9 protein-coding genes and 1 tRNA gene are annotated in these 13,108 nt (G+C 72.4%); 2 read left to right on the plus strand and 8 right to left on the minus strand.

Annotated features, from left to right (window positions below; genetic code table 11):
- The first annotated feature begins 120 nt into the window (after positions 1-120).
- Positions 121-1,422 carry a glutamate-5-semialdehyde dehydrogenase gene (locus tag ABT092_RS15295; RefSeq protein ID WP_351243860.1) on the plus strand — a complete coding sequence of 434 codons (1,302 nt, stop codon included), beginning with the start codon at positions 121-123 and terminating at the stop codon, positions 1,420-1,422.
- A gap of 49 nt (positions 1,423-1,471) precedes the next feature.
- On the opposite strand, the gene ABT092_RS15300 is transcribed toward ABT092_RS15295, so the two are convergent.
- Complete coding sequence (locus ABT092_RS15300) at positions 1,472-2,941, minus strand: aminotransferase-like domain-containing protein (RefSeq protein ID WP_351243862.1); 1,470 nt, start codon at positions 2,939-2,941, stop codon at positions 1,472-1,474.
- Positions 2,942-3,005: 64 nt separating this feature from the next.
- Here ABT092_RS15300 and ABT092_RS15305 point away from each other — a divergent pair, with 64 nt between their 5' ends.
- Positions 3,006-4,097: a trans-sulfuration enzyme family protein gene (locus ABT092_RS15305; protein ID WP_351243864.1), complete on the plus strand. Its 1,092-nt coding sequence runs from the start codon at positions 3,006-3,008 to the stop codon at positions 4,095-4,097.
- Between the two features lie 82 nt (positions 4,098-4,179).
- Here the strand turns inward: ABT092_RS15305 and ABT092_RS15310 are convergent.
- From ABT092_RS15310 to gnd, 7 genes are all read right to left on the minus strand, one after another.
- A tRNA-Ile gene (locus ABT092_RS15310) sits at positions 4,180-4,253 on the minus strand.
- 104 nt (positions 4,254-4,357) lie between these two features.
- Complete coding sequence (locus ABT092_RS15315; RefSeq protein ID WP_351243866.1) at positions 4,358-5,101, minus strand: DUF3566 domain-containing protein; 744 nt, start codon at positions 5,099-5,101, stop codon at positions 4,358-4,360.
- Between the two features lie 15 nt (positions 5,102-5,116).
- On the minus strand, positions 5,117-7,735 hold the full coding sequence (gyrA, locus tag ABT092_RS15320; RefSeq protein WP_351243868.1) for a DNA gyrase subunit A: 2,619 nt from the start codon (positions 7,733-7,735) through the stop codon (positions 5,117-5,119).
- A gap of 42 nt (positions 7,736-7,777) precedes the next feature.
- Positions 7,778-9,907, minus strand: a complete 2,130-nt coding sequence (gyrB, locus tag ABT092_RS15325; RefSeq protein ID WP_351243870.1) for a DNA topoisomerase (ATP-hydrolyzing) subunit B — start codon at positions 9,905-9,907, stop codon at positions 7,778-7,780.
- 430 nt (positions 9,908-10,337) lie between these two features.
- Positions 10,338-10,904, minus strand: coding sequence for a DciA family protein (locus tag ABT092_RS15330; RefSeq protein ID WP_502968446.1), 567 nt, complete (start codon positions 10,902-10,904; stop codon positions 10,338-10,340).
- Positions 10,901-12,022, minus strand: a complete 1,122-nt coding sequence (gene recF, locus ABT092_RS15335) for a DNA replication/repair protein RecF (RefSeq protein WP_351243872.1) — start codon at positions 12,020-12,022, stop codon at positions 10,901-10,903. The genes ABT092_RS15330 and recF overlap by 4 nt, the downstream gene beginning before the upstream one ends.
- Positions 12,023-12,145: 123 nt before the next feature.
- Positions 12,146-13,021 carry a phosphogluconate dehydrogenase (NAD(+)-dependent, decarboxylating) gene (gene gnd, locus ABT092_RS15340; protein WP_351243874.1) on the minus strand — a complete coding sequence of 292 codons (876 nt, stop codon included), beginning with the start codon at positions 13,019-13,021 and terminating at the stop codon, positions 12,146-12,148.
- Positions 13,022-13,108: the final 87 nt, after the last annotated feature.

Here is a 13,108-nt window from a genome sequence, read left to right on the forward strand (position 1 = left end):
CGACGCACCGCACGACCACGCCGCCGGAAGGGCGGCAAGAGGAGGAACCATGCGAGGACCGGCCATCCGCACCACCGCACCCGACCGCACCCGCGGGACCGCGCGCCCGGAGTCCGCCCGATGAGCGGGTCCAGGGTCCTGGAGACGGCCGCCACGGCCCGGCGGGCGGCCCTGCCGCTGGCCGCGCTCTCCCGCGCCGAGAAGGACGCCGCCCTGGAGGCGGTCGCCGATGCGCTGCTCGCCCGCTCCGGCGACGTGCTGGAGGCCAACCGCCGGGACGTCGAAGCGGCCCGGGCCGCCGGCCGGTCCGAGGCCGTGTTGGACCGGCTGCTGATGGACGGGGCCGGGCTGGAGGGGATCGCCGCCACCGTGCGGCAGGTGGCCGCACTGCCCGACCCGATCGGCGAGACGCTGCACTCCGCCGTGCTGCCCAACGGCCTCGACGTGCGACGGGTCCGGGTGCCGCTGGGCGTGATCGGGTTCGTCTACGAGGGCCGCCCGAACGCCACCGCGGACGCCGCGGCGCTCTGCCTCAAGAGCGGCAACGCCGTCCTGCTGCGGGGCTCCTCGGTCGCGCGGACCACGGACGCGGCGCTGATCGCGGTGGTCCGGGGCGCCCTGGCCGGCACCGCGGTCCCGGTCGACGCGGTCCAACAGGTGCCCGGCGACGGCCACGGACCGGTACGGGAGTTGATGACCGCCCGGGGCCTGGTCGACCTGCTGATCCCGCGCGGCGGGGCGGACCTGATCCGGACCGTGGTGACGGGCGCGACCGTTCCCGTGCTCGAAACGGGCGTCGGCAACTGCCACGTCTACGTGGACCGGGACGCCGATCCCGGCACGGCGATCTCGGTGCTGCTCGACGCCAAGGCGCAGCGCCCCTCGACGTGCAACGCGGCGGAGTCCCTCCTGGTCCACGCCGAGGTGGCGGACGCGTTCCTGCCCGGTGCGCTGGCCGCCCTGCGCGCGGCGGGCGTCACGGTGCACGGGGACACCCGGGTGGCCGCCTACGACCCATCCGTGGTGCCGGCCACCGAGGCCGACTGGGGTGCGGAGTACCTCTCGCTGGACATCTCCGCGGCGGTGGTGGACTCCTTGGACGACGCGGTGGCCCACATCCGGCGGTACGGCTCCGGGCACACGGAGTCGATCGTCACCCGTTCGCGCCCGGCCGCCCGACGGTTCACCTCGCTGGTCGACTCCGCCGTCGTCGCCGTCAACGTCTCCACCCGGTACGTCGACGGCGGTGAGATGGGCCTCGGCGCGGAGGTCGGCATCTCCACCCAGAAGGTCCACGCCCGCGGGCCGATCTCGCTCGCCGAGTTGACCACGGCGAAGTACGTCCTCACCGGCGACGGCCACGTCCGCGGCGCCGCCGCCGCACCGCCGGGCCTCGGCTGCGACGCCCTGGCCGGCGACTGAACGTGCGGCGGGGGCCGGCCCCCGTGGTCCCCGCCGCACCCCCGGGGCGTCACACGGCGAGCCCGTTCATCACCACCTGGCCGGGCTCGTCCTTCTGGTACCCGCGCCAGGCCGCGGCGAGCCGGCTCACCGCCTCGTCCAACTCCTCCTCGGCGAGCAGGAAGGGCAGCCGCAGCCGGTCCGCGTCGCCGCCCGCAGGGTGCAGCGAGGCGCCCGGCAGCACGGCGACCCCGTGCCGCAGCGCGGTCTGCGCGAAGGCGGAGGCGTCACCGTCGGGCAGCCGCACCCACAGGGTCTGGCCGCCCTCGACGGGGCGGAAGTCCCAGTCGGGCAGCCGGCGGGCCAGCGCGGCGCACAGGTGGTCGTGGCGCCGGCGGAGTTGCCCGGCCCGGCGGCGGGCGAGGCCGTCCAGGTCGTGCAGCAGTTCGGCGGCGCCCAGTTGGGAGAGGACGTTGCTGCCGAAGTCCTGCGGGGCCTTCAGCCGGGCCAGCCGGGACACCAGCGGGGCCCCGGCCCGTATCCAGCCGACCCGCAGCCCGCCCCAGGCCACCTTGCTCAGCGAACCGACCGTGATGACCGGGGCGTCGGTGTCGAAGGCGGCGAGCCCGGGCGGTGCGGTGGTGCCGAAGGCGAGCGAGCCGAGCACCTCGTCGTCGACGAGCGGGACCTCGTGGCGGCGGGCCGCTTCGACCAGGCGTCGGCGGACCAGGGAGGGCACCACCGTGCCCGTCGGGTTGTGACAGGTCGGCACCAGGTAGGCCAGCGCGGGGCGGTGCTCGGCCACCGCCCGGCACCACGCCTCCGCGTCCAGGCCCGTCGGACCGCTGGGCACCCAGTCCACGACCGCCGCCGCCTCGCGCAGCAGTTCCAGGGCACCGGGGTAGGTCGGTGCCTCGACCAGGACCCGGTCGCCGGGCGCGACCAGCAGCCGCACCAGCAGGGCCAGGGCCTGTTGGGCGCCGGTGGTGACGAGGATCTGCTCGGGTTCGGTGGCCGTGCCGCGCTCGGTGTAGTGGCGGGCCAGTGCGGTGCGCAGGGCCGGGTGCCCGGCGGGGTGGTAGCCGAGGTCCGGGGCCGGCTCGGCGAGCCGGGCCAGCCCCACCCGGTAGGCGTCCAGGAGTTCGACGGGCGGCGCGTCGGGGGCGGCGCAGGCCAACTGGATGACCCCGTCGGGCGGTTCGAGGAAGTTGAGGAACATCGGATGGGCGGTGCCGACCGTGCCCGGGGAGCGGGCGGGGGTGTCGGCCAGCGCGGAGGGGGCCACCCAGGTGCCGCTGCCCTGCCGGCGTTGGAGCAGCCCCTCCAGACGGAGCGGCTCGTAGGCGGCGACCAGCGTGGCCCGGCCCACGGCCAGCCGGTGCGCCAACTCCCGTTCCGGCGGCAGGCGGGTGCCCGGCGGGAGGTCGCCGGCGTCGATGAGTTCACGCAGCCGCCGGGCGAGCAGCAGGTGCAGCGGACCGCGCCCGGCCGACCAGCGGCCGAGTTGGAAGACCAGGAGACTCGCGTCGATTGGCTTCATCAGCAAGCCAATATACCGGGATTGGCCCTGCCGTGCCCTGGGCTTCGCGGTGAGGATCCTTGACATGCCCCTTCCTCCGCTGCTCCACGACCGAGCCGGCGACCCCGGCCGTTGCTCCCACGAACGCACCGGCGCCAACCTCGCCTCCCTCGCGGTCCATTCGGGCGACCTCACCGGGCTCGCCCCCCAGGCGCTGGAGACCGCCCTGGCCGACCTGGAGGACGGCGTCGCCGCACTCGCCACCACCACCGGCGCGGCGGCCCTCGACGGCGTGCTCGCCTGTCACCTGCGCCCGGGCGACCACGCCGTCGCGCAGTGCTCCCCGTACGGCGGCGGCCGGGCGCGGTTCCGCGCGCTGGAGCGCACCCGCGGCGTGCGGATCAGTTACGTCTCGGGCCGCAGCACCCGGGAGGTCGCCGAGGCGATCCGCCCCACGACCCGTCTGCTGTACCTGGAGACCCTCGCCAGCCCGTCGGCGGACGTCTGCGACCTGTCCGCCATGACGTCGCTCGCGCGCGGGGCCGGGCTCACCACGGTGGTGGACAACACCTTCGCCTCCCCGGTGCTGTGCCGACCGCTGCACCACGGGGCGGACGTCGTCCTGCACCTGACGACCGCTTACATCAGCGGCCACACCGACATCACCGGCGGTGTGGCCGTCTTCGCCGACGAGCAGCGGCACCACCGGGTCCGCGGCCGGATCCGCGCCCTGGGCGAGGAGGCCGACCCCTTCACCGGCTGGCTCACCCTGCGCGGCCTGCGCACCCTGTCGCTCCGGATGCGCCAGCACTGCCAGAACGCGGGCGCCCTGGCCCTGCGCCTGGCCGCGCACCCCGCGGTGGTCGCCGTCCACTGGCCGGGCCTGCCCGACCACCCGAGCCACCGGGTGGCCTCCCGGCTGCTGACGGACCACGGCGGACTGCTCGCCTTCGAGGTCGACGGCGGCCACGAGGCCGCGCGCCGGTTCGTCGACCGGGTGACCCTGGCCCAGTCGAGCACCGCCCTCGGCGGCATGGAGACCCTGGTCCACCATCCGGAGGGCTCCGTCCTGCGCGCGGTCGGCGCGGGCGAGGGAACGGTCCGGGTCTCGGTGGGCATCGAGGACCTCGACCACATCTGGTCCGACTTCGTCCACGCGCTCCCCTCGCCCTGGTAGCGGCGGGCGCCCCGGCGCGGGTCGCCCGCCGGGGCGGTACGCAGAAGGCCCCCGGACCGACGGTCCGGGGGCCTTCACGCTGTGGGGCTAACAGGATTTGAACCTGTGGCCTCATCCTTATCAGGGATGCGCTCTAACCAACTGAGCTATAGCCCCTCCGCGCGCTGCGCTGACCTCTGAAGATTAGCGCACGACGCGCCCAGTCCCAAAATCGGTGGTCGGCCCCCGGGCGGGGGCCGTGGGCACCGGCTCCGCCGCGGCTACTCGTCCTCGGCGAGGGTCAGCTCGATGCCGCCGACGAAGCCGGCGGACAGGTTGTAGATGAAGGCGCCGAGGGTGGCCAGCGCGGTGGCGAGCACCACGTCGATCACCGCGATGATGCTGGTGAACATCAGTACGCGCGGCAGCGACAGGAACGACTGGAGGTCGAAGCCGTTCGACTCGTTGGAGCCGGTGGCCTCCGAGATCGTGCCGCCGACCGTCGAGAACACGCCCATCGCGTCCATGACCATCCACAGCACGGCCGCGGCGATGACCGTGCAGATCCCGAGGGCGATGGAGAGCAGGAAGCTGACCTTCATCACGGACCACGGGTCGGCCTTGGCGACCCGCAGCCGCGCCTTGCGGGTGCGGGGCGTGGTGCGCGCACCGGTCCGCGGCCGGCGGACCGCGTCCCCCGGGGTCGTCTGGTACGCCTGGGGCGGGTGGTAGGGCTGGGCGGGCTGCTGGGGGCGTTCGCCCGGCAGCGGGCCCTCGGCGCCGGCGGTGCCGCCGGTGGCGGTGGTGGCTCCCGCGGAGGACCCTCCCGGGTAGCCCTCGTGCTGCTGGGTCCGGGGACCTCGGGTGTCCGTCACAGTTCCCCCCTGGGAGACGTGGGATTCTTCGTCGGACGCGGGAGGACCCGCGGCGGAGCCCCGGGCGCCGTCCTCACCGGCGCGCGTGCCGGTGGGTGCGGCGGACCGGGTCGGTCGACCCGCCGCCCCGGCGCCCGTGGCTCCGCTCACGTGTCCCTCCTCGCGCTACTCGGCCGCGGGCACCGTGCCCTCGTCCGTGCCCCGGTCCGCACCGCTGGTGCCCGTGACCTCGGCTGCCGCACCGGTGCCCACACCGTCCTCGGCGTCCTCACCGTCGACCTCTTCGGCCTCACGACCGGCCTCGGCGTTGCGCGCGATGCCGACCACGGCGTCGCGCTTGCCCAGGTTGATCAGTTGGACGCCCATGGTGTCACGGCCCGTCTCCCTGACCTCGCTGACTCGCGTGCGAATCACACCGCCGCCGAGCGTGATGGCGAGGATCTCGTCCGTCTCCTCGACCACCAGCGCACCGACCAGCGAACCGCGGTCCTCCACGATCTTGGCGGCCTTGATGCCGAGGCCGCCGCGCCCCTGGACGCGGTACTCGTCGACGGGGGTGCGCTTGGCGTACCCGCCGTCGGTGGCGGTGAAGACGAACGTACCGGGCCGGACGACGTTCATGGAGAGGAGTTGGTCGCCCTCGCGGAAACTCATGCCCTTCACCCCGGAGGTGGCCCGCCCCATCGGGCGCAGCGACTCGTCCGTCGCGGTGAACCGGATCGACTGGGCCTTCTTGCTGATGAGCAGCAGGTCGTCGTCGGCGGAGACCAGTTCGGCGCCGATCAGCTCGTCGTCGGAACCGTCCTCGGTCTCGCGCAGGTTGATCGCGATGACGCCGCCGGAGCGGGGCGAGTCGTAGTCCTTCAACGGGGTCTTCTTGACCAGCCCGGCCTTGGTGGCGAGCACCAGGTAGGGCGCCGCCTCGTAGTCGCGGACGGCGAGGATCTCGGCGATCGCCTCGTCCGGCTGGAAGGCCAGCAGGTTGGCGACGTGCTGACCGCGGGCGTCCCGGCCGGCGTCCGGGAGTTCGTACGCCTTCGCCCGGTAGACCCGCCCCTTGTTGGTGAAGAACAGCAGCCAGTGGTGGGTGGTCGAGACGAAGAAGTGGTCGACGATGTCGTCTTCCTTGAGCTTCGTCCCGCGCACGCCCTTGCCGCCCCGCTTCTGGGAGCGGTAGTCGTGGGTCTTGGTCCGCTTGACGTAGCCACCGCGGGAGATGGTGACGACGATGTCCTCCTCGGCGATCAGGTCCTCGATGGACATGTCACCGTCGAAGGGCACCAGCTGGCTGCGCCGGTCCTCGCCGTACTTCTCGACGATCGCCGCGAGTTCCTCGCTGATGATGCCGCGCTGACGCACCGGCGAGGCGAGGATCGCGTTGTACTCGGTGATCTTCGCCTGGAGCTCGTCGTGCTCCTGGATGATCTTCTGGCGTTCCAGGGCGGCGAGCCGGCGCAGCTGCATCTCCAGGATGGCGTTCGCCTGGATCTCGTCGATCTCCAGCAGCCCCATCAGGCCCGAGCGCGCCACGTCCACGGTGTCGCTGCGCCGGATGAGGGCGATGACCTCGTCGATGGCGTCCAGGGCCTTCAGCAGGCCGCGCAGGATGTGGGCGCGCTCCTCGGCCTTGCGCAGCCGGAAGCGGGTGCGCCGGACGACGACCTCGACCTGGTGGTTCACCCAGTGGCGGATGAACGCGTCCAGCGAGAGGGTGCGCGGCACCCCGTCGACCAGGGCCAGCATGTTGGCGCCGAAGTTGGCCTGGAGGTCGGTGTGCTTGTAGAGGTTGTTGAGGACGACCTTGGCGACCGCGTCCCGCTTGAGCACGATGACCAGGCGCTGTCCGGTGCGGGAGCTGGTCTCGTCGCGGACGTCCGCGATCCCGCCGATCCTGCCGTCCTTGACCAGGTCGGCGATCTTCTGGGCGAGGTTGTCCGGGTTGACCTGGTAGGGCAGCTCGGTGACCACCAGGCACTGGCGGTTCTGGATCTCCTCGACCTCGACCACCGCGCGCATGGTGATGGAGCCGCGACCGGTGCGGTACGCCTCCTCGATGCCCTTGCGGCCGACCACCAGGGCGCCGGTCGGGAAGTCCGGGCCCTTGATGCGCTCGATCAGCGCGTCCAGCAGTTCCTCGTGGCTGGCCTCCGGGTGCTCCAGGCACCACTGGGCGCCGGAGGCGACCTCGCGCAGGTTGTGCGGCGGGATGTTGGTGGCCATGCCGACCGCGATGCCGGCGGCACCGTTGATCAACAGGTTGGGGAAGCGGGCCGGCAGGACGGTCGGCTCCTGGGAGCGGCCGTCGTAGTTGTCCGTGAAGTCGACGGTCTCCTCGTCGATGTCCCGGACCATCTCCATGGACAGCGGCGCCAGCTTGCACTCGGTGTAGCGCATGGCGGCGGCCGGGTCGTTGCCCGGGGAGCCGAAGTTGCCGTTGGAGTCCACCAGCGGCATCCGCATCGACCACGGCTGCGCGAGGCGGACCAGCGCGTCGTAGATCGAGGAGTCGCCGTGCGGGTGGTAGTTGCCCATGACGTCGCCGACGACGCGGGCGCACTTGTAGAAGCCCTTCTCGGGCCGGTAGCCGCCGTCGTACATGGCGTACAGCACGCGGCGGTGCACGGGCTTGAGGCCGTCGCGGACGTCCGGCAGCGCGCGCGACACGATGACGGACATCGCGTAGTCGAGGTACGAGCGCTGCATCTCCGTTTCGAGCCCGACGGGCTCGATGCGCACCGTGGTGCCCTCGGTGTCGGGAGCGCCTGCGGGGTTCTGGTCGGTCATTGCTGGTGCGGGTCCTTTCTGTGCGGTCGGACGGAGACCGACTCAGATGTCGAGGAAGCGGACGTCCTTGGCGTTGCGCTGGATGAACTGGCGGCGGGCCTCGACGTCCTCGCCCATCAGGACGGAGAAGAGGTCGTCGGCCTGGGCGGCGTCGTCCAGGGTGACCTGGCCGAGGACGCGGTGCTCGATGTCCATGGTGGTGACCCGCAGCTCCTCGGCGTTCATCTCGCCGAGGCCCTTGAAGCGCTGGATCGAGTCCTCCTTGATCCGCTTGCCGCTCTGCCGGCCCAGGTCGATCAGGGCGTCCCGCTCCCGGTCGGAGTAGGCGTACTCGAAGTCGTCCCGACCCCACTTGATCTTGTAGAGCGGGGGGCGGGACAGGTAGACGTGCCCGGCCTCGACCAGCGGACGCATGAAGCGGAACAGGAAGGTCAGCAGCAGGGTGTTGATGTGCTGGCCGTCGACGTCGGCGTCCGCCATCAGGATGATCTTGTGATAGCGGAGCTTCTCGATGTCGAAGTCCTCGTGGACCCCGGTGCCGAAGGCCGAGATCAGCGCCTGGATCTCCTGGTTGTGGAGGATCTTGTCGATCCGGGCCTTCTCCACGTTCAGGATCTTGCCGCGGATGGGCAGGATGGCCTGGTACATCGGGTCCCGGCCGGACTTGGCCGAGCCGCCGGCGGAGTCGCCCTCGACGATGAAGATCTCGCACTTGGTGGGGTCGTTGGACTGGCAGTCGGAGAGCTTGCCGGGCAGCGAAGCGGTCTCCAGCAGGCCCTTGCGCCGGGTCAGGTCGCGCGCCTTGCGGGCCGCCACCCGGGCGGTGGCCGCCTGGATGCCCTTGCGGATGATGTCCGCGGCCTCGTTGGGGTTGCGGTCCAGCCAGTCGTTGAGGTGCTCGTAGACGGCCTTCTGGACGAAGGTCTTGGCCTCCGTGTTGCCCAGCTTGGTCTTGGTCTGGCCCTCGAACTGCGGCTCGCCGAGCTTGACCGAGATGATCGCCGTCAGGCCCTCGCGGATGTCGTCGCCGGTGAGGTTGTCGTCCTTCTCCCGCAGCAGCTTCTTGTCCCGCGCGTACTTGTTGATCAGCGAGGTCAGGGCCGCCCGGAAGCCCTCCTCGTGGGTGCCGCCCTCATGGGTGTGGATGATGTTGGCGAACGAGTACACGCCCTCGCTGTAGCCGCTGTTCCACTGCATGGCGACTTCGAGGGAGAGGCTCTTGTCCTTGTCCTCCGCCTCCAGGTCGATGACGGTCTGGTGGACCACCTCGCCCTTGCGGGAGTTGAGGTACTTCACGAAGTCGACGATGCCGCCCTCGTAGTGGTACGTCACCGTGCGCGCCTGGGCGTCCGTGTCGTCGCTGGGCTGGCCGGTGTCCGCCCCGCTGGTCGCCTTGGCGGAGTCGCGCTCGTCGGTGAGCCGCAGGGTCAGGCCCTTGTTGAGGAAGGCCATCTCCTGGAAGCGCCGGGAGAGCGTCTCGAAGGAGTACTCGGTGGTCTCGAAGACGTCCGGGTCGGCCCAGAAGGTGACCGAGGTGCCCGTCTCCTCCGTCGCCGCGCCCTGTGCCAGCGGCGCGGTGGGGACGCCCGTCTTGTAGTCCTGCGTCCAGTGGTGGCCGTCCGTCTTGATCTCGACGGAGACCTTGCTGGAGAGCGCGTTCACCACGGAGACGCCCACGCCGTGCAGACCGCCGGAGACCGCGTACCCGCCGCCGCCGAACTTGCCGCCGGCGTGCAGCACCGTCAGCACGACCTCGACGGCCGGCTTGCCCTCGGAGGGCACGATGCCGACCGGGATGCCGCGGCCGTTGTCGACCACCCGCACCCCGCCGTCGGCGAGGATCGTGACGTCGATGGTGTCCGCGTGCCCGGCCAGCGCCTCGTCCACGGAGTTGTCGACCACCTCGTACACCAGGTGGTGCAGACCCCGCTCACCGGTCGAGCCGATGTACATGCCGGGGCGCTTGCGGACGGCGTCCAGACCTTCGAGGACGGTGATCGCACTCGCGTCGTACGACGCGCCGTCCGCCGCGGGGGCGTCGGGCGCTACCGCTGCGGCCGGGTCGGCCGGTGCGGAGCCGGCGGCCCCGGCGGATTCGCCGGTTCCGGTGGACGGGATGGTCTCGTTGGGGTTGCCGGAATCGGCCACGAAGCGCCCTTTCTGGCACAGCACAAGCCAGGCTCCCGGCAATGGCCGGAGCGGCTGCGGCGTGTTGCGTTGGTAAGCCTGTATCAGCGTTGCTCGGTGTGTGTCCCACGAGTGGGGCGGGATTGTCCTCCAGTCTACCGGTAGCGCTGACAGTGATGGGGCTTTGCAGGTGCCTGAGTCCGCATGTGCCGCCCTGAACCGGTCTCTTCTGACTCCCCATATGCGCCCCCGGGGCTGAAGTGGTCCAGAGCGGCACTCAGCGCTTCGGCCCGTCAACCACCAGCAACCGTCCGCGACAGCCGCCCCGCCCCGGACCCGACCGGCGCCGGCGAATCCGGCACACCGCGGGTCCGAACGGGCCGCAGCGGCCCAGGAAAGCACCCTTCACCTGCGGAAACGAAGACGTCGCGGCGGCCCGACCGGACGGCTGCGGCACGGGACGGGCCGCCGCGGCTCAGCCGTAGGTGTCCCCGGGCCCGCTGCTGCCCGGCGCCCGCAACGGACCGTAGCGGTGACCCGGGCCCCCCGGGCCCACCACCTTGATCAACTTCACCGTGCCGTGGCCCAGGTCCTCGTTGAGCCGGGCCAGCACCTGCGGGGTCAGCAACCGCAGCTGGGTCGCCCATGCGGTGGAGTCGCACTGCACCACCAGCACCCGCGCCTCCTCGTCGTACCGCTGCGGAACGCAGTGCTTGGCGAGGTCCTCCCCGACGAGCTGGGGCCAGCGCCCCATCACCCCGCCGACCGCCGCCGGAGCCTCCCAGCCCCGCTCGGTGATGAGCCGGTTGATGGCCGCACCGAGCGCCATCGGGTCCCGCCCGTCCCCCCGCGCACCGGAGCGCAGCCCGCCCCGCCGCGCCTGCCGCCGCTGGGCCGTGGCGTCCCCGCGGGCCCGCGCCTGCTCCTTCGCCGCCCGCAGCGCCACCCGGGCGAGGTCCACCCCGCTCGGCCCGCCGGCGGGGGCCGCGGGAGCGCCGAAGCCCGGCGCTCCGGACCCGGGAAGGTCGCCGAAGCCGTTCACCGTCGCTCCACCCCGCCCCCGGCCACCGCGTACCGGGCGCCGGTGAGCACCCCGGGCACGTCCTCCTCCACCGCCGCCGTCACCAGGACCTGTTCGCCCGGGGCCACCAGGTCGGCGAGGCGCTCCCGACGTCGCGCGTCGAGTTCCGCGAAGACGTCGTCCAGCACCAGTACCGGCTCGTTGCCCTCGGCGCGCAGCAGCTCGTACGAGGCGAGCCGCAGGGCCAGCGCGAACGACCAGGACTCGCCGTGGCTGGCGTACCCCTTCGCGGGCAGCCGGCCCAGCCTCAGCACCAGGTCGTCGCGGTGCGGCCCGACCAGGGTGACGCCGCGCTCCACCTCCTGCTTGCGGGCCTCGCCCAGCGCGTCCAGGAGTTGCCCGTACAGCTCCTCCCGGCCGGCCGCCGGCCCCGGCGCGGAGCACTTGTACTCCAGCGCGAGGGGCCCGCCGTCGGGGGCGAGCTGTTCGTGGGCCTTGTCGGCCAGCGGTTCGAGGGCGGCGACCAGGTCCGTCCGCTGGGCGAGGAGTTCGGCACCGGCCCGGGCGAGGTGCTGGTCCCACACGTCCAGGGTCGACAGGTCCGCGCCGCGCCCGCCGTGCCGGCGGGCGAGCGCCGCCGACTTCAGCAGGGTGTTGCGCTGCTTGAGGACGCGTTCGTAGTCCGCACGCACACCGGCCATCCGCGGGACGCGCGCGGTGACCAGTTCGTCGAGGAAGCGCCGGCGCTCGCCCGGGTCGCCCTTCACCAGCGCGAGGTCCTCCGGCGCGAACAGCACCGTGCGCACGATGCCCAGCACGTCGCGGGGCCTGACCTGCGAGGAGCGGTTGACGCGGGCGCGGTTGGCCCGGCCGGGGTTGATCTCCAGTTCGACGAGCTGCTGCCGATCGCCCTGCCGGACCGCGGCCCGGACCACCGCCCGTTCGGCGCCCATCCGCACCAGCGGGGCGTCCGAGGCGACCCGGTGGCTGCCGAGGGTGGCGAGGTAGCCGACCGCTTCGACCAGATTGGTCTTGCCCTGCCCGTTGGGGCCCACGAACGCGGTGACGCCGGGGTCGAGCGGAACCTCGACCCCGGCGTACGAACGGAAGTCGACCAACGACAGGTGCGTGACGTGCATGGTCGCGGCCGACCTCCCTCGGTGCGGTGGCCCCGCGGCGGCGGAGCGGCGACGGGGGCGGAACGACCCCGGTCGCGAACGGTTGTCAGACGGCCCCGGTGCGGACCCGCCCGGAGGGTCGGGTCAGGCCTTCTCGACCGCGTGGCCGCCGAACTGGTTGCGCAGCGCGGCGATCATCTTCATCTGCGGCGAGTCGTCCTGGCGGGAGGCGAAGCGGGCGAACAGCGAGGCGGTGATCGCGGGCAGCGGCACCGAGTTGTCGATCGCGGCCTCGACCGTCCAACGGCCCTCGCCGGAGTCCTGGGCGTAGCCCCGCAGCCCTTCGAGGTGCTCGTCCTCGTCGAGGGCGTTGACCGCGAGGTCGAGCAGCCAGGAGCGGATCACGGTGCCCTCCTGCCAGGAGCGGAAGACCTCGCGCACGTCGGTCACCGACTGCACGGCCTCCAGCAGCTCCCAGCCCTCGGCGTACGCCTGCATCATCGCGTACTCGATGCCGTTGTGGACCATCTTGGCGAAGTGGCCGGCGCCGACCTTGCCGGCGTGGACCGAGCCGAACTCGCCCTCCGGCTTGAGCGCGTCGAAGACCGGCTGGACCTTGGCGACGTTCTCCTTGTCGCCGCCGTACATCAGCGCGTAGCCGTTCTCCAGGCCCCAGACGCCGCCGGAGACCCCGCAGTCCACGAAGCCGATGCCCTTGAGGCCCAGCTCCACCGCGTGCTTCTCGTCGTCCGTCCACCGGGAGTTGCCGCCGTCGACGACCACGTCGCCGGGGGACAGGAGCGCGGCCAGCTCGTCGATGGTGGACTGGGTGGCGGCGCCCGCCGGGACCATCACCCACACCACGCGCGGGCCCTTGAGCTTGCCCACCAGCTCTTCGAGGCTGTGGACGTCGGCGAGGTCCGGGTTGCGGTCGTATCCGATGACGGTGTGGCCGGCGCGGCGGATGCGCTCGCGCATGTTGCCGCCCATTTTGCCGAGGCCGACGAGACCGAGCTCCATCAGTGGTTCCTTAAAGTCGCGATGTGGCGTGCGGACACAGTGGTGTTCCTGCGTCCGACCCTACGCCCGCGGCCTTGTGCACAGCTG

It is taken from the genome of Streptomyces sp. NPDC002490 (assembly GCF_040296045.1).
Taxonomy (GTDB): Bacteria; Actinomycetota; Actinomycetes; order Streptomycetales; family Streptomycetaceae; genus Streptomyces.